We start from the raw sequence: 16,521 nt of genomic DNA on the forward strand, positions 1-16,521 counted from the left end.
TTAATACCAGCAATCAATTTTTTTCTCCTGAAAAAAGGCTTGAACTCATGGAAAATACGATACGAATTGTATTTAAGGATAATCAAAGATTGTATATAATACCTAGGATAAAGGTAGATGTGCAGGATGTCCTTGATGAAAATGGCAAGAAAATTGGAGAGAAGGGTGTTTACACTGACACCAGCTATATTGCATATGCTTGGAACATAGGGGATAAAAAAGGACTACAATACAAACTGGAGAAATTTCAGACCGATAGCGCCATTATCGTACCCACAGATAGTATACTTCAGGATTTCGGGTTTACTGATAAGGATTTTGCATCTTTCGATATAGACCTGCCTCCGCCAGAAAGTGTAATTAAAAATGGCACAAAAAAGATTGAAAAATATCCGCTCCAAAAAAAACATTTTTCTGGGGTGGATAGTATCTATAGATATTATGATACTGATTTGAAACATGTTGATTTCAGCTTTTCAAAAAAAAATGATGAGCAGAACAATAGTAAGCTGTATAAAATCGCATTTATATTTAATAAGATTCCGAAAGGTGTTTTTCTACCTGATATGGAGGTGCCCAGAAGAGAAAGTTTTTATGAAATGGTTATTGGATCAGACAAAGACATGGACAGACTAGAGAAACTCTTCAAAAAGGCTAAAAGTGATAGGGCCCTAAAATTAGGCTTTCAATAAATTGGCTTTTTGATTTTATTGGGCACAAAAGAACGTTATTACCCTAGCTTTTAGCATGTATCTCAACATGTTTTATGGGGCAATAAAGTAAATGGAGCAACCCTCCATTTACTTTATTATAATTTGATATAATTTCAAGAAACTTACCAATTATAAATATTACATTCCATAATTACTATCGTACATATAACCTGACCTGGTAGCAATTAGCCCTTGATTAAACGAGATTGGATCTTATCCATAAAGTCGTTTTTATAAAGTTCCCCAAAAGGAAGCGCAACTCCATTCAGCATCGTAATCGTATTGCCCTCTACCGACCTTATGTGTTCAATGTTTACCACATAGCTTCGATGGATACGGACAAATATTGAAGCGGGCAACTTTGAACATATATTTTTGATGCTAATCCTTGATGTGTAATTTTCTTGGTTTGTATATATGCAAATGACATTCTTTAATGCCCCTAAATAGAGTATTTCAGTGATGACAACCTGGGTGATTTTACCTTTTGTTCCCGAATTTATAAATATCGTGTCCTGCCCTTTATTGTCGTTATGCTTATCGGCTTTCTGGACCCTAGCCTTGACCTTCTCTATACACATAATGAACATATGATACGAGAAAGGCTTCAACAGGTAACCAACAGCATCTTTTTCGATAGCTTCAATCGCATATTTTGAATGTGAGGTGATAAAGACGATATAGGCGTCCTCTGGAAGCAGGCCAGCCACTTCCAGGCCCGAAAGCTCTGGCATCTCGATATCAAGGAATACAATTTGAGGTTTTTGGGCCTTTATCTCCTCAAGTGCTATTATTGGATCAGTATTGTACCCTATACACCTAAGCCCAGGAGTTTTTTCGATATTCTTAACTGTTGCATCTACAGCATGTCCATCGTCATCTATTACATAGCAGGTTAGGGTCATCAATGGTTATTCAAAGGCGTATTAGGTAAATTAACGAATTAATTTATAGGTTTCAAAAAAACAAAGAGAGTTTAAAGAAGTAATAAACAAGATTCTTCAATCTACTATTGAAGCTTATCCTTAAAGAGGATAGTAATTTTTCTATACCTGATTCTAACGATTTTACCAAACTTTAAAAATTTTATCGATTCTGCACTTACCATCAGAGTATGCGAAAAGTAGTCATCTCATTTTAGTTAAAATGATCATTTGTGGTATTGCCCAACTTAAGTCGATATTTAAAATCTTTAATTTTTAAAGTTATTTAAGCATATTTGGATATGCCTAATGAAAACCTACCATCTGATTATCAACCACTATTGCGTGTTTTTAATGCAATTTTTCCGCTTAGTGAAGAATTAGAAAAAGCGATCATCCAGCAAAGCGAAATTATTCATGTAAAGAAAAAGACTCTTCTCCTGAGAGCAGAAGAAACAAATAACACTATTTATTTTATCAATTCTGGTGCAGCCAGAGTATATTATCTGAATAAAGAAGGTGTAGAAACTACTTCTTGGTTTATATTCGAAAATGAACTGCTCATTTCTGTGTTTAGCTTTTTTACAGGACAGCCAGGATTTGAATATTTGGAAACATTAGAAGACTGTACATTCGTTGCACTTAATAGAGAAAAGTTAAACATGTTATACGAAAAATACATGGAGCTGAACTTTATTGGCCGAAAACTTACGGAGTATTATTATATCCGCAATGAAATACAAGCCAATGAGCTTAGGATGCTAACGGCTAAACAACGTTACTTAAAGTTGATGGCACAAAGTCCTCAGCTGATCAATAGGGTATCCTTAGGCCATATTGCATCTTATTTGGGCATATCACAAGAAACATTGAGCAGAATTCGCAAACAGGTTTGATCTTTTTGACAAATGTCAAAAATTCTGTGGGTTTGAAGTTTCTATCTTGGTGCGATATAGAAACACCATGAAAATAAACGCCACATTGATTTTTGTACTGTTATTAATGATTTTGAGCAGTCTATTTACAGAAGCATCAATTAAAGGTTGGATTTTCCTGTATGAATTTGAATTGGACCTGTTCAAATCCTTATTTATGCCTAAAAGTAAATTTGTAATTGCATTGCTTGCCATTTTTATTATCACCTCGCACTTAGTTGTATGCTTATTGCCATTCTTAACCAACAACCGTAATTTCAAAAGACTACTGATCATAGCACCTATGGTTTTTGTAGGTAGTTTTTCAATTGTTTCGGGCCTTATTTTTTTATTGTTGATTCCTTTTATTTTCTTTTGGCTAATTGCGTTATTGGTCAATAGAAATAATTCATTAACATGAAATCAGATATTACCTTAGGTCTAGAACAATTTAAAAAACCTTTGCTTATTCTTAATGGCATATCGTTTATAATGAGTGTTTGGTTCACCTATAAATATTATTTTAGCAATGATGGAAAAGGAATAGATGAAATCTTTTATGCTTTCTCACTTTTTACGTTACAAAGCTTTTTTGGATTAGTTGCACTAACCAAAATAGATAATATACAAGCCTGCAAGAAATGGTTGTTGATAGGGATAGTTTATATTGTTTTAGCAGCTGTGTTTGTGGAGATAGAACTTTTCAAGAGCATTTATTTTGTTGCAGTTATTCCATTTGTTTTTTATTTGATTCCTATGTTTTTAAAGAGCCCTACACAAATATTCAATTCTGTGAAAGGTGCATTTATTTTTGGATTTATACCTTCAGCACTTCCTGCTTATGCTTTTGTGATGTTTATAATTACTCTTATTGCTAATATACTGGTTAATTCTTAGTTGAAGACTTTAAAAGAATCTTAATTGATGCTCCATACAAACGGCCTGTAACTACTTGCAGGCCATTTTTTTGATTTGTTTCTTGTTAGCCTTCCTATAAATGAGTCTACTTTAGTTTTTATCTTTAATTACACGTTCATCTATAATGATATTCTTAATGTGTTGTAAACCAAGTGTGACCTTGTTCTTCATAAACTTACCATTTGGAAGCACTTCTACAATATGCAGTTCATAAAGACCGTCAAAATGATTTGCATGCTTGGCAAACAGATCAGATAACTCCTGCCACGAAATATATTTTAGCGCTGGTTTTTTATCAAAAAAATCTTTCTTTTCTGGTTCCTTTTTATAATAGAAGTTTACATATTCTTTGTACGAGGGCATGCACTTGCAGAAAAACTCATAGGAAGCAAATTTCTGGCCTTCAGGCACAATCCTCAATATTCTGTTTTCCTTTGCTACGTTTATGGTATCTGCCAAGAAATATAGGGTTTTTACACCTCCAGACTGTGCTGATGAGGATTTGGCACTAAATATCACCGTTAGAACAATAAACAACATCATTTTGATTAGATTATTCATAATTAACATCCTGTAGTAGGTAATTTTTTGTTTGCAGGTACATTTCTTACTTGACTTTTTTGCAATGCATCGACGATACTTGGATTTTGCATAAGTTAGTTTTAGGTTTAGTATAAAACTGATGATAAAAAAGATAAATTTCCACAATGTATTTATTATGTATCGCGTCAACAAATATTTTATTACAGAACTATGCTGGCACTTGGTTCTTCTTATCTAAAGATGTAGCTAAAATTGTTGGATAGGATCAATTCCTTTATCATGATGTCCGTTTCTCAATCATTAATAGCTTGTTGTGCTACTGCTTTGACGCAATAACCCTGATCAAGCAACAGGAGCTGATCGCTACAGCTTTCCTTTTTAAAAAAAAGAATCTTTAGATGCAACATTAAGCAAACTCAGCTTGTCTCTTAAAAAAGCAACCTAAAAAACTATCATGAAAACTAGATTTCTACTCAAACTCCATGAATTTTACACGAATAAATCTACGAAACTATTCGTATGTCTAATGACTGTTCTACTCCTTGCATCCTCTGCTAATGCACAAGAAAAAATCAAATTTAAGGGATTGGTTAAAGACAGTACCAATCAGCAAAAGCTTGCCTATGCAGCCATAGCCTTTACAAAAGTGTATCCCTCAAAAAAGGCAATTACCCAAACTTTAGCAGATACCACTGGTCTGTTTGCCCTTGATCTGGATACCGGAATGTACGACATAAGCATCCAGCTGATTGGTTACCACAAACTGATGCAAAAGATCAGGATAGACCAACAGCCTGCACAGGTTAAAACATTTTTGCTGCAAGCACAGGTACACCTCTTGCAGCAATTGAACATTGTGGGCAAAAAATCACTGATATCGCAACAGCGGGACAGATTGGTTTATGATGTAGAACAGGATCCAATGGCCCAAAGCGAAGCCTTGAGCGAGGTGATGAAACGGGTGCCCATGTTAAGTATGGATGGTGAAGGAAATATACAACTGAATGGCCAGCGCAATTACAAAGTATTATTGAATGGGCGCGAAACAGCCATGCTGGCACAGAATACCACCGAGGCTCTTCGTGGCTTTCCGGGTGCTGCAGTGGCCAAGATCGAGGTGATTACCCTACCCCCTGCCAAATACGATGCAGAAGGAATCGGCGGACTGATCAATATCATTACCAAAAAAGCAGTAGTAGGTTACAATGGCTTTGTGTATGCTTATTATTCGAACCTCAATTACCAGGCTGGTACAAACCTTAACCTACGGGCTGGCAAATTTACCCTTACAGGCCTGTATTCGTTAAGCGGTATCTATAACAACAAAGCCAATATCCATACCACAACACAACCCTTACAGGCTGCGCTTTTTCAACAACGCAACCTGATCGGCCAACAAAACGTCGACCGTTTCTCTAACAGTGGCAACTTTGAGATGAGTTATGAGATCGATAGCCTGCAAGCCCTGATCGTTTATGGTAACGTAGGCGGCGGCAACAACAAAAGTAAACTGGAACAACAGATCCGTACCGATTTTGCTTCCTCGCCATCGCAATATGGTCTCTTTAGCCAAAACATCCGCAACAGTTTCCCTAATTATGGAATTGGAAGCGATTTCATCAAAAAATTTAGGAGCAGCAGAGAAAAAGAACTGAGTTTTCGTTTCAATGCACAGTTCAGTAAAAACGATGGACTGAACAACAGTTTAATGGCCATGAGCACCAGCGACCTGTTTAGGCAAAATGAAAGTTATTCGAACAATAAGGAATATACCTTACAGACCGATTTTGCACAGCCCTTTGGTTCGAACCTAAAATTAGAAACTGGTGCCAAAGTAATCTTAAGGCATGCCAATTCTGATTATTTGAGCCTGAGCAAAAATGCAGAAGAACAACCTTACCTACCCGACTATTCCAATTCGGATAATTTTGCCTACCAACAGCAGGTATATGGTGGTTATGGTTCATTGACCTTCAGCATTCAAAAAATCAATTTCAGAACAGGCTTACGTGCAGAACATACTGTAATAAAAGGCGATTTTTATAGTTCGGCCACGCAGGTAAACCAAAACTACACCTCTTTGGTTCCCGATTTTTTGGTAAACACACAACTGGGCAAAAACTATACGATAACCTTGGGTTATACCAAGCGCCTGCAAAGGCCTTACATCAATACGCTTAATCCTTTCATCAATAATAACGATTCCTTAAATATTTCTTTCGGTAATCCCGAGCTTGGTCCACAAACCATACATACCCTCTCCTTTCAAAACCGCTTGCTGCAAGGGCCTAATTTTTTCTCGCTGACCTTCAATGCTTCCTATTCAGGCGATATGATTGCGCAGTACGCTACATTTGACCAGGCTACAGGAATCAGCACTACACAATATGGTAATGTGGGTCGCAACCGTGAGGTGGCCGCCTTGCTGAGCTTTTCTACCAATCGCAAAAAGTTCAATGGCGGCGTTAATGCTACTGTACGCTACAACAAGGTAGAAAACACTTTGGTAACCAGTCAGCACGAGGAAGGATTTAGTGGCACAGTGGGTATTTATTTTAACGTTCCGATATACAGAACATTCTCCATCAGTGGCAGTGGCGGCATCAACAGACCTAGCCTTACCCTAGTAAACAGTTTAAGGGCCATCCATTATTACCAGGTCAATTTTGGGTATAAACTCTTTAACCAGAAATTGAGCGCTACCATGAACGTGAACAATTTCTTTAACAAATGGCGTACAAACAAGTCGTTTACCAACGATGTCAACTTCACTACCAATACTATTTCCTTAACCCCATTCCGTGCCATTTATGTGGGCCTTACCTATAATTTTGGTCAGTTGAAGGAGCAACAATCGAAGAAAAAAGGAGTGAAAAACGACGACTTGATCAATAATTAAAGGCCACCAGATCAAGTGCAATGAACAACATGTAGTGGTCAATAACAACCAGAAGTAGCGTCAATACAACCAAAAGTATTCGTGTTTTTTCGATTTGCATAGTGCAGACCAATACCTTTGTTGTATCAAAAATAAATAGATACGCCCATGTTACATACCAAAGTAGTAGGAACGAAAATTGCCGAAGCAAGAAAAAAAATCAACTTATCTCAAGCCCAGTTGGCAGAATTGCTATTCATCAGTCCTCAGGCTGTTGGAAAATGGGAACGTGGAGAATCAATGCCAGACATCATCACCCTTAATCGTCTTGCGGAAATTTTGGGTGTTGATCTGAATTATTTTTCGGGTAGTTTCCCATCAGCGACAAAAGAGACCAAACCAATAGCACCAAACGATGAACTGGATGCTTCAAATCCAACGCAATTATCATCCGAAAAGCAAGATCGTAAACTCGGCTGGAACATGTCATTCGGAAACTGGGTAGATGCAGATTTTTCCGGTTTAAAAAACTTAAATGAGAAATTCAGTTCTTCCAACATGCAACGCTGTAAATTTATTGGCTCGGATTTGTCAGGACTTATGCTAAGGAGCAATAACGTTGATAGTTGTGACTTCTCTGGTTCCAACATGAGCAATAGTAAGATCCAGAACTCACATTTTGTTAAAAATATTTATAGGGATTGTTCCATGAAAGCAGCTCAATTCTCAGGAAGTTATATTAAAGATTGCGATTTCACTGGTGCCGATTTTACAGGGGCCATATTTAAATCTGGAGGCTTTGAGCACAATACCATTGCAAATGCAGTTTGGAAACATACCTCTTTTATCGGGATGGCGTTGGACAATGTCATCTTCAACGGCACATTGGAAGACTGTTATTTTGAAAACTGTGGTTTTAACTGGGTAAAATTCGAAAATTCGACACTGATGAATATTTTCTTTAAAAACAACAAGATCAGTAGGTTTAAAAGGATCAGGTTTGTTGACTGTCAGGCAGACCGGATTACCTATGAGTTCTTGAAGATCGGGAAAGCGGATTTAGCAGGTATCACCTTAATGACGCCCTAAAAAACACAGGCCATTGATCCTCAAAAATGGAGCAACATCTATTGTGCTAATTATAAGAGTTTTGTCTATGTCTTCAACTCCACCCTTCAAGCAGAACTTGGTGCGGGATTATTTGTCGGGATGGCAGGATAGGCTTCGCTGATTCTGATAATGGATTATTGGAAATAAACTTAAGCCACCACTTCTCTTGCGTCGAAGCTCATTGCTTTATTTCCAGTTTAAGTCCCATAACATTAATATTTAATTAGGTTAATTTATAGATTACAACTTATTTATTTTCAAACTTGCCTTCTCATCCTTTAAAGCCTACTCTTATGTAGGATTTCTAGATCGTTTTTGAACAGACCGATAAAGGAGTTATTATTCCAATTGTTTAAGACAGATGCATGCTGGATGGAATAACGTTTAAAAAAGTTATTTTCGTCCAACGTTTTGTATGGACTATGGAGAAAATGCAATCAACTCTTCCTTTTTACACAGAGATCAATGATTTCCTGGCCTCTATCCCTTGGCCAAGCAGAACCGAGAACCCTGATTTTTATTGTCTGAGGTTAAAGCCCTTGGATGGGCCTAAAGTGTCCGTATACAGGCCACCATTCAAGCGTGCTTTTTATTTTTTTGCATTGCTGTTCAATTCAGGAAAGGTCAATATCAGTTATGGTCAGGAACTCGTGGAAGACCCGGATTCCTATCTGGTGTTCCACTCACCCAATCTAGTGTATAGCTTTGCACATAATAATGCATTGGAGGGTTATATCATTTATTTTAAGCCCGAGGCCTTCTCTTTTTTCAGGCCAGGCTTCCATCAACAATTTACCCTTTTTGACCAACTCCGCACCAATCTGTTCAGGTTTAATCATGATACCTTTAACCGGCTGGCTCCACATTTTGAAACCGTTTTTTCGGCTTACGAACAGTCCAGCAAAGATGCTCACCTGGAAGCAAGACTGAAACTTTTGGGACTATTATGTCACCTAGAGGAGTTTGCACAGGAAACAAACCAAAAAGCGCTACCCACTGGCAGACAGCAGGTGTTGATGCGGGACTTTATCCAGCTGATTGAAAGTCATTATATCCAGAAACGCAGTGTAAAGGAATACGCCGACCTGCTTTCTGTTACAGCCAATTACCTTTCCCAGAGCGTTAAACAAGCTTCGGGACGCAATGCGCTGAGTTTTATTACCGAACGTGTGGCCACCGAAGCCAAATCGTTAATCCGGTACACCGATATGGAGATTTCTGGGATCGCCTATCAGCTGGAGTTTTCCGACCCTAACAATTTTGGAAAATTCTTTAAAAAACATACAGGGCTCTCCCCTTCCGAATTCCGTAGAAAGCACAGGTAATTAAATTGACCCGAAAATCCAAGATTTTAACCGACTTATTTTCTTAGATTCTAGCTTTATTTGCGGTATCAATTTAAATTCAGAAATGGAGAATTCGAACTACGACCCGGCTATAGATGCCTATATTGAAAAGGCAGAAAATTTTGCGAAACCAATTCTTGAACACTGGCGCAGGCTAGTCCACGAAAATTGTCCAAATGTGGAAGAGGCCATTAAATGGGGCATCCCCCACTTCGATTATAAAGGTGATCATATGTGTGTAATGGCATCACATAAGGCCCACTGCGCATTTACCTTTTTAAAGGGCGAGCTGATGAGCGACCCTCGGTTGAAAGCAACAAAAGACCTCAAGCCTATCAAACGGTTATTGGGTAAAATAACGCAGTCAAGCGAACTACTTCCGGATGAGGAATTTATCGCCATGATCAAAGAGGCAGTACAGCTCAACGAAAAAGGCCTAAAGGTCCAAAGGGAAAAACCCCTAACAGAAAAGCCCAAGATATTAGAAACTCCCGACTATCTCCAAAATGCACTGGAAGGCAATCCAAAAGCGAAAGCAGTTTTTGAAAGCAAATCAAATTCTTTCCGTAAGGAATACATCATTTGGATCAGTGATGCCAAGACCGATCAGACCAGACAAAAACGAATAGATGAGGCTATGGAATGGATTGCCGAGGGAAAGGGGCGGTTCTGGAAGCACCAGAAATAAACCCCGCTTCTCCTGCATCGAAGCTCACTGTTTTATTTCCAGTTTGCGCTTCAAGCGAGCTTGGTATTTCCTGAAAATAAAAAAGCCCCGATAAATCGGGGCTTTTGTTTGTCGACTTCCCTGTACAAATTTAGAACCTTTTTCTACATAATTTGAGGTTATTGGCGAATTTGGTGCTTCCAAAACAAAAATAAAAAATTTCAATCATTTGATATCTGTAACAAAACTTTGGTTTGATACAATGAGCGAATTAAATGTCAGGGTTCAAACCGCAACCTCGTTTTAAAATCGGATGAATGCTTGGCAGGGTTTCGATGAAGCTTTCCAGGTTCAGGGGCGTAAATCCCGTGAGTTTGGAACGGATCTTTTTCGCGGAGCGATGATGATCTTTTTGATTTTTGGGTAATGTTTGCCGTTGAATTCACGGCCTGGTTTTATTGCATAATTGTTCATGGCTCAATGGTTTTGATTGGGCCAAACGTGGGAAGGTATGAAATGGGTTTATGGGGAGTAAGTTGGGGAGTTGCCAAAGATTTAATCTATCAAACTATGATTTGTTGTTGTCGACGGTAAGGGACGTCGAAAGATATAATTCAATACCTACAGGAACTTTTAAGAACTATCATGGAAGATAATGGATAATTTAAGGGGCAATGACCGAATATAAATTTGACCTCTGGTTATTTTAAGGCATATTTTTCTTTGGAAATGCCTAGTAGATATTTTTATGTTTTCGCTTGTAGTTATTAAAATTCCACCGTCAATTGCATTTTGTAATTGTGGAAATTTGTCTGTCAAGTCATTAAGAATTTTAGCATTTACATATTAACTTCGTAAGTTAAAACCAAAATTTTATGAATGGAAAGAAAGTGTTCATCTCCTATAGTTGGAGCAACCCAACACATGAATTATGGGTATTACAATTAGCTCAACGATTGGTACATGACGGAGTAGATGTAATACTTGATAAATGGAATTTGAAGGAAGGCCATGACAAATATGCCTTCATGGAAAGTATGGTACATGCTGTTGATATTGATAAGGTATTGGTTGTTCTGGATCAGATTTACTGTGAAAAAGCAAACGATCGTTCCGGTGGCGTTGGCACTGAAACCACAATAATAAGCGCTAAAGTCTATGGCAGTGCAACCCAAGAAAAATTTATACCGATCGTCGCTCAACGGGATGACTCAGGCAATGCTTGTTTGCCTATCTATCTTGAAGGAAAAATCTATATTGATCTATCTGAAGAAGAGCATTTTGAAATAAATTACGAAAAGTTATTGCGCAATATTTATCAGCTTCCACTTCTTTCCAAACCAAAATTGGGCAGCCCTCCAAAGTATCTGCTTGAGGAATCGCCTATAAGTTATAAGACAACAACAATTGTACGAGGCTTTGAGTCTCAAGTTGATAAAAATCCGAAAAGGATAAATGGTATTGTCAGAGATTTTTTGGATGAGTTTTTTAATAATTTAAGTGATTTTTCAATACCACAAGGGTCTTGTACAAAACCGGATTTTGGGGAGATACTCTACAACAATTTAAATAAATACAAACCGTTGCGTGATGACTTTATTGATTTTCTAATAGTTTTGAATAAGTATGAAGCTGAGGTGGACATGGACATAATCTCTCATTTTTTTGAACGATTGCCTAGCCTATTGTATCCAAATACGTCGACATCCAGCTGGTATGATGCAGACTTCAACAACTATAGGTTTATCATCAATGAGTTATTCATTTACTCAATCACAATAGGTCTTAAAAAAGAAAATTATCGTTTGCTAGCACATCTTCTTCACTCACGTTATTTCATTATCGATAGATATAAAAACGATAATGAACCAAAGACTTTTCAGGCTTTTTATCTGAATGCAGAAGGTATCGAAGAATATTATAAAACATTAGGCAAGAGTGTAGTCAATCCACAAGCTGATCTTTTGATAGTTAGACTACCTGAAAACATAAATAAAACGGATTTGACAGATGCTGATATTCTTTGCAGCTTCGTTGCAGATCTGGAAAATTGGAGGTGGTTTCCTAGAACATATATCTACAAAAATGAAGATACCCACCTGTTTCCAATTCTTAACCGCTTAGTATCAATACGGCATTTTGAAAAAGTAAAATCTATCTTTGATGTAGATACTATAGAAAGTCTTAAAAGTAAAATCCAAGTACTGAAAAATAGGAATCAGGATTCTAGAGGATATTCCAACTCCTGGACAAGAATGCCAAAATTGGAACAATTCATTGACCCGGAAAAGATCGGGACAATTAAGTAAAGAGCTTGCTCACCTCCAACGCTCTTAACGAGGCCAAACGGGAGTTGGAATGGTCTTATTGAAAACAGATGGTCTTGACTCATTTAAGAGTTTCCTTTGCATTTACTGCCTCTTACATTAGGGGTTTTGATTTTTCGAGTATTGATTTTGCAATTTTCCAATGTGTTCGATTAGTGTCCTTTCCTGGCTCAAATTGTCGTTGTGGCAAAATTGTAAAAAATGAAAGAGGAGCGTAATTTAGTAGGGAATCATTTTAGGAACGAGATGATTTATCAACATATAGTACATAATGTCAATCACTTATTATCTTTATATTATAAACAGAGGATTATGTTTGAAAAAGTACTTAAAGAATTAGAAAAACTCCAAAATGAACAGATATCTATTCCCATAGCAGTTGATAATGAAGGTTATTGGGATCGTGAATGTCCAAATACAGACTGTGAATTTCAATTCAAAATTCACCAAGATGATTGGAGAGATATTTGCCGTGATGAACAAATATTTTGTCCTCTTTGCCGTCATGAGGCTGAATCCGATGCATGGTGGACGCAGGAACAACTGGCTAATGCTACTGAGCAGGGATTAGCACACCTTGCAGGTAGAATTGACCATGCATTTGCAAAAAGTGCAAAAAATTTTAATTCCAGTCAATCCCGAAACTCCTTTCTTCAGATCAAAATGAAGATTTCTTCCCCTCGACCATATCACATTATTTTGCCAATTCCTTCATCAGAAGAAATGGTCTTAAAAGTGACCTGTGAAGTTTGTCACACTCGATATTCAGTAGTTGGTAGTGCATTTTTTTGCCCATCATGCGGCCATAATTCAGCAGGAGAAACCTTTGATAGCTCAGTAAAAAAAATAGAAGACAAGATTAAAAATCTTCCACTAATCCATAAAGCAGTAGCAACAGTAAGTAAAGATGAAGCTGAAACCACCTGTCGCTCGCTTATCGAAACGGGCTTAAATGAAGGAGTAGTTGCATTTCAAAGGTTTTGCGAGGTAACTTATACTAAAGCATTACCAGGTCAAAAAGTAAAGTTCAATGCATTTCAAAATCTTGATACAGGATCTGATTATTGGAAAATTCTCTTAGGCGAGGGCTATACTGATTGGATAACTAAATCCGATTTTAATAAACTCAACATACTTTTTCAAAGAAGGCATTTACTTTCACATACCGAGGGAATTGTAGATCAAAAATATGTAGACCGCTCTGGTGACCTTAGTTATAAAGCTGGTCAGCGCTTAGTGATTAAAGAAGCAGATGTTTATGACCTTACTCGAATAATAAAGACAATTGCGACAACTATTCGTTTAAAGATTTCTTAGGATTAGGTAATTATGAACGTAAATGAAGTAATCCATAGACTTGATAATGCTATTCACCAATTACTCGAGCGCGAGCATAATATATTAAAACGAGGACTTAATGAGTTAAACCTGAATGGTCACCTTACAAAATATTTATCCCCGCTTTTTGATGAATATGATGTTGATCCAGAATATAATGGGGATATCGCAAAAATACATGACCGTAAGGAGTTGGATATTGCAAATAACCGGATGCGCGAGATTGGTATCAATCCCAGTCATGATGATAGATACAAATTAACTCCTGATATTATTATTCATACCCGGAATACAAATGATAATAATCTTCTGGCATTAGAAATAAAAAAGGATTCCAATTCAGCTAAAAATAAGGAGTTTGATTTGTTAAAACTAGAACACATGACTATTGATTACCAAGGCAACCATTATAACTATAAATTAGGTGCCGCCCTCGTATTCGGAACAAAAGATAAGGCAGGTGACTATACAATACGATTTTTTCAAAACGGTATTGAGTGCGACCGAGAGTATTTAAAATAGCATCCTAATCTGTGCCTTCATACGTGGCTTACGTTCAGGTTTCTCTACGCTTCAGGTTAATTCCAACTATTTTTCTACCATCAAAGATCCGTTCATGTTTTATTTCGCCTCTTGCTTTGTCAACTATTTTACTAATTCACTTTCTCCTCTGAAGTCGGGATGGCAGGATGAGCTTCGTCGATCCTTATAATGGATTATTGGAGAAAAACTAAAGCCACTTCTTCTCCTTCGTCAAAGCTCACTGTTTTATTTCCAGTTCGTGCTTCAAGCAAGCTTGGCATTTCCTGAAAATAAAAAAGCCCCGATAAATCGGGGCTTTCGTTTGTCGGGGTGGCAGGATTCGAACCTACGACCTCCTGCTCCCAAAGCAGGCGCGATACCGGGCTACGCTACACCCCGAAAATTGGTATCACCTTTTGTTAATTTTGTTAACGGCTGCAAATGTAGCATAAAAAACAAGGATATGAAATGGTTGGGGAAATATTTTTATTAATCTGCTAAAAATGAGGGTTATTAAAATTAAAAATCTGCCACAATTATTTTTATAACAGCAGAAATCACCTGCTACGTTACCCTTTACACCAGCCCCCAACCTTTTTACTTTAACAGAAACCTATCTCGGTAAGCCATTTCTAACATTTCGCTATGATCAGGATGGGCAATGCCTATCAATGCCTTAGCCCTTTGTTTCAGGTTCATGCCAAACAGGTTTACCATACCGTATTCGGTAACTACCCAATGCACGTGTCCTCTTGTGGTTACTACACCCGCACCTTCTTTTAAAAACGGAACAATCCTGCTGATACCTTTATTGGTTTGAGAAGGCATTGCAATGATCGGTTTACCCCCATCTGAGAGCGATGCACCATGAATAAAATCCATCTGACCACCAATACCTGAATACTGAAAAGTACCGATAGAATCTGAGCAGACCTGTCCGGTAAGGTCTATTTCTATGGCACTGTTAATGGCGGTAACCTTTGGATTTTGCCTTATGATGCTGGTATCGTTTACATAGCCGATATCCATTACACGGATAGATGGGTTATCGTCTACAAAGTTGTACAACTTACGTGTTCCTGTAATAAATGAGGTAACCGACTTGCCAACATTCAGTTTCTTTTTGGTATTGTTGATGACCCCACTTTCAATTAAGGGGATGACCCCATCGGCAAACATTTCGGTGTGTATGCCAAGATCTTTATGGGTAGTTAGGTTTTTAAGTACCTGATCAGGAATACCGCCAATACCCATCTGCAGTGTTGCACCATCTTCAACGAGCGAGGCTACATTGAAGCCAATCTTCTCTATAACCTCGGTCAATTGGCTGTGGTAGTCTACTTCGGGAAGAGCTGTGTTATACCATACCATCGAATTGATCTTGCTTACATGTACAAAACCATCGCCATGTGTACGTGGCATTAAAGGATTAACTTGGGCTATTACATGTTTGGCCATTTCTACAGCCGATCTTGCAATATCTACAGAAGTACCCAATGAGCAATAGCCATGCAGGTCTGGTGGCGATACTTGAATTAAGGCCACATCAATTGGCAAAATATTTCTACGGAAGAGTTGAGGATCTGGCTCAAAAAAATCGGCACATAATCTCCATCTTCACTGTTGGCCATATTCCTCGTAGCTGCCGAAACAAAAAGTGAATTTAAAAAGAATGAACCCTTAAACTCAGGTTTGTTAAAATCAACCGCACCCAAGGTGGTAATGCTCACCAATTCAACATTTTTAAGTTGACGATATCTTCTTTGAAGTGCCGTAACCAAACAAGTGGGCGTTGCGGCTCCACCATGTATAAATACACGGTCACCAGATTTTACAGCCTGTAAAGCCTGGTCTTCAGCAACATAAGTTACACTGATCATACTTTACCTCCTTCTACCAACGCAAAAAGGTCTTTTTTGATCAATTGACTGGTACTGAGCAGCAATTTGATCTCCTTGCCAATGGCTGTATTTTGTTCGATGAGTGCTAAACCAACCTGCTGTTTTTCATCTTTTAAAATACTGGTTATCAATTGCTGGTGTGTTACCGTTAGTTTTTCTAAGGCTGCTATCTTTTGGCGAAGTAACAGCAGGCTGTCGCCGATCATCAGCACCTGTTCTACACTGTGTTTTCTTTCGGCTACCTGCTCTGAATCGAACAGCTTGATAAAAAATCGATACTCATCCTTTAGAAATTGTAGTTGAGCGATCCATTCTTTGTTTTCAAGGTACAGCTCCTGAAGTTCTGAGGATAACTGCAAATCTGGGTTGGTATTCATTTTGATAAGTTAAATCGTTAAAAAATCAGATGGATAAACAAGGG

At 37.8% G+C, this 16,521-nt stretch carries 16 protein-coding genes and 1 tRNA gene; 11 read left to right on the top strand and 6 right to left on the bottom strand.

Translation table 11 applies throughout. The features are described 5' to 3' along the window. Positions 1–47: 47 nt before the first annotated feature. Complete coding sequence (locus tag ACFJIZ_RS07865) at positions 48–692, top strand: hypothetical protein (protein WP_379091939.1); 645 nt, start codon at positions 48–50, stop codon at positions 690–692. Between the two features lie 206 nt (positions 693–898). On the opposite strand, the gene ACFJIZ_RS07870 is transcribed toward ACFJIZ_RS07865, so the two are convergent. Beyond that, positions 899–1,618 (bottom strand): LytR/AlgR family response regulator transcription factor, encoded by a 720-nt coding sequence (locus ACFJIZ_RS07870; RefSeq protein WP_379093954.1) that lies wholly within the window; start codon positions 1,616–1,618, stop codon positions 899–901. 320 nt (positions 1,619–1,938) lie between these two features. Between ACFJIZ_RS07870 and ACFJIZ_RS07875 the strand changes: the two genes are divergently transcribed. From ACFJIZ_RS07875 to ACFJIZ_RS07885, 3 genes are all read left to right on the top strand, one after another. Further along, entirely contained in the window at positions 1,939–2,532 is a 594-nt protein-coding gene (locus ACFJIZ_RS07875) for a Crp/Fnr family transcriptional regulator (protein ID WP_379091942.1), read from the top strand. A 67-nt stretch (positions 2,533–2,599) separates the two neighbouring features. Beyond that, entirely contained in the window at positions 2,600–2,971 is a 372-nt protein-coding gene (locus ACFJIZ_RS07880) for a hypothetical protein (RefSeq protein WP_379091945.1), read from the top strand. Then, positions 2,968–3,447, top strand: coding sequence for a hypothetical protein (locus ACFJIZ_RS07885; protein ID WP_379091948.1), 480 nt, complete (start codon positions 2,968–2,970; stop codon positions 3,445–3,447). Before ACFJIZ_RS07880 ends, ACFJIZ_RS07885 begins: the two co-directional genes overlap by 4 nt. 111 nt (positions 3,448–3,558) lie before the next feature. Here the strand turns inward: ACFJIZ_RS07885 and ACFJIZ_RS07890 are convergent, their stop codons facing one another. Beyond that, the gene (locus ACFJIZ_RS07890; RefSeq protein ID WP_379091951.1) at positions 3,559–4,029 is read right to left on the bottom strand and encodes a hypothetical protein; all 471 of its coding nucleotides are present in this window, start codon (positions 4,027–4,029) and stop codon (positions 3,559–3,561) included. A 508-nt stretch (positions 4,030–4,537) separates the two neighbouring features. On the opposite strand from ACFJIZ_RS07890, the gene ACFJIZ_RS07895 reads away from it, so the two are divergent. The 7 genes from ACFJIZ_RS07895 to ACFJIZ_RS07925 all read left to right on the top strand — a co-directional run bounded on the left by ACFJIZ_RS07895 (position 4,538) and on the right by ACFJIZ_RS07925 (position 14,199). Then, positions 4,538–6,910, top strand: a complete 2,373-nt coding sequence (locus ACFJIZ_RS07895) for an outer membrane beta-barrel protein (RefSeq protein ID WP_379091954.1) — start codon at positions 4,538–4,540, stop codon at positions 6,908–6,910. A 147-nt stretch (positions 6,911–7,057) separates the two neighbouring features. Then, positions 7,058–7,978: a pentapeptide repeat-containing protein gene (locus ACFJIZ_RS07900; protein ID WP_379091957.1), complete on the top strand. Its 921-nt coding sequence runs from the start codon at positions 7,058–7,060 to the stop codon at positions 7,976–7,978. Positions 7,979–8,364: 386 nt separating this feature from the next. After that, positions 8,365–9,324, top strand: coding sequence for a helix-turn-helix domain-containing protein (locus ACFJIZ_RS07905; protein WP_379091960.1), 960 nt, complete (start codon positions 8,365–8,367; stop codon positions 9,322–9,324). An 85-nt stretch (positions 9,325–9,409) separates the two neighbouring features. Then, positions 9,410–10,033 (top strand): YdeI family protein, encoded by a 624-nt coding sequence (locus ACFJIZ_RS07910; RefSeq protein WP_379091963.1) that lies wholly within the window; start codon positions 9,410–9,412, stop codon positions 10,031–10,033. A gap of 854 nt (positions 10,034–10,887) precedes the next feature. After that, a complete protein-coding gene (locus ACFJIZ_RS07915; protein WP_379091966.1) occupies positions 10,888–12,321 on the top strand; it encodes an SEFIR domain-containing protein in 1,434 nt (477 codons plus the stop codon). 330 nt (positions 12,322–12,651) lie between these two features. Continuing rightward, complete coding sequence (locus ACFJIZ_RS07920; RefSeq protein ID WP_379091969.1) at positions 12,652–13,656, top strand: hypothetical protein; 1,005 nt, start codon at positions 12,652–12,654, stop codon at positions 13,654–13,656. A gap of 12 nt (positions 13,657–13,668) precedes the next feature. Further along, positions 13,669–14,199, top strand: coding sequence for a hypothetical protein (locus ACFJIZ_RS07925; protein WP_379091972.1), 531 nt, complete (start codon positions 13,669–13,671; stop codon positions 14,197–14,199). A 325-nt stretch (positions 14,200–14,524) separates the two neighbouring features. Here the strand turns inward: ACFJIZ_RS07925 and ACFJIZ_RS07930 are convergent. From ACFJIZ_RS07930 to ACFJIZ_RS07945, 4 genes are all read right to left on the bottom strand, one after another. Further along, positions 14,525–14,598 (bottom strand) — tRNA-Pro (locus ACFJIZ_RS07930). 198 nt (positions 14,599–14,796) lie between these two features. Next, complete coding sequence (locus tag ACFJIZ_RS07935) at positions 14,797–15,744, bottom strand: acetyl-CoA hydrolase/transferase family protein (RefSeq protein ID WP_379091975.1); 948 nt, start codon at positions 15,742–15,744, stop codon at positions 14,797–14,799. Continuing rightward, the gene (locus ACFJIZ_RS07940; protein ID WP_379091978.1) at positions 15,735–16,079 is read right to left on the bottom strand and encodes a hypothetical protein; all 345 of its coding nucleotides are present in this window, start codon (positions 16,077–16,079) and stop codon (positions 15,735–15,737) included. The genes ACFJIZ_RS07935 and ACFJIZ_RS07940 overlap by 10 nt, the downstream gene beginning before the upstream one ends. Next, on the bottom strand, positions 16,076–16,477 hold the full coding sequence (locus ACFJIZ_RS07945; RefSeq protein WP_379091981.1) for a hypothetical protein: 402 nt from the start codon (positions 16,475–16,477) through the stop codon (positions 16,076–16,078). Before ACFJIZ_RS07945 ends, ACFJIZ_RS07940 begins: the two co-directional genes overlap by 4 nt. Positions 16,478–16,521: the final 44 nt, after the last annotated feature.

This window comes from Pedobacter sp. UC225_65 (genome assembly GCF_042698365.1).
Lineage (GTDB): Bacteria > Bacteroidota > Bacteroidia > Sphingobacteriales > Sphingobacteriaceae > Pedobacter.

Bases quoted from the DNA above. Each gene is read 5' to 3' on its own strand.
- ACFJIZ_RS07895 (WP_379091954.1), top strand. From the start codon at position 4,538: ATGACTGTTCTACTCCTTGCATCCTCTGCTAATGCACAAGAAAAAATC.
- ACFJIZ_RS07880 (WP_379091945.1), top strand. From the start codon at position 2,600: ATGAAAATAAACGCCACATTGATTTTTGTACTGTTATTAATGATTTTG.
- ACFJIZ_RS07945 (WP_379091981.1), bottom strand. From the start codon at position 16,477: ATGAATACCAACCCAGATTTGCAGTTATCCTCAGAACTTCAGGAGCTG.
- ACFJIZ_RS07875 (WP_379091942.1), top strand. From the start codon at position 1,939: ATGCCTAATGAAAACCTACCATCTGATTATCAACCACTATTGCGTGTT.
- ACFJIZ_RS07865 (WP_379091939.1), top strand. From the start codon at position 48: ATGGAAAATACGATACGAATTGTATTTAAGGATAATCAAAGATTGTAT.
- ACFJIZ_RS07925 (WP_379091972.1), top strand. From the start codon at position 13,669: ATGAACGTAAATGAAGTAATCCATAGACTTGATAATGCTATTCACCAA.
- ACFJIZ_RS07885 (WP_379091948.1), top strand. From the start codon at position 2,968: ATGAAATCAGATATTACCTTAGGTCTAGAACAATTTAAAAAACCTTTG.
- ACFJIZ_RS07905 (WP_379091960.1), top strand. From the start codon at position 8,365: ATGCTGGATGGAATAACGTTTAAAAAAGTTATTTTCGTCCAACGTTTT.
- ACFJIZ_RS07940 (WP_379091978.1), bottom strand. From the start codon at position 16,079: ATGATCAGTGTAACTTATGTTGCTGAAGACCAGGCTTTACAGGCTGTA.
- ACFJIZ_RS07910 (WP_379091963.1), top strand. From the start codon at position 9,410: ATGGAGAATTCGAACTACGACCCGGCTATAGATGCCTATATTGAAAAG.
- ACFJIZ_RS07890 (WP_379091951.1), bottom strand. From the start codon at position 4,029: ATGAATAATCTAATCAAAATGATGTTGTTTATTGTTCTAACGGTGATA.
- ACFJIZ_RS07900 (WP_379091957.1), top strand. From the start codon at position 7,058: ATGTTACATACCAAAGTAGTAGGAACGAAAATTGCCGAAGCAAGAAAA.
- ACFJIZ_RS07920 (WP_379091969.1), top strand. From the start codon at position 12,652: ATGTTTGAAAAAGTACTTAAAGAATTAGAAAAACTCCAAAATGAACAG.
- ACFJIZ_RS07915 (WP_379091966.1), top strand. From the start codon at position 10,888: ATGAATGGAAAGAAAGTGTTCATCTCCTATAGTTGGAGCAACCCAACA.
- ACFJIZ_RS07870 (WP_379093954.1), bottom strand. From the start codon at position 1,618: ATGACCCTAACCTGCTATGTAATAGATGACGATGGACATGCTGTAGAT.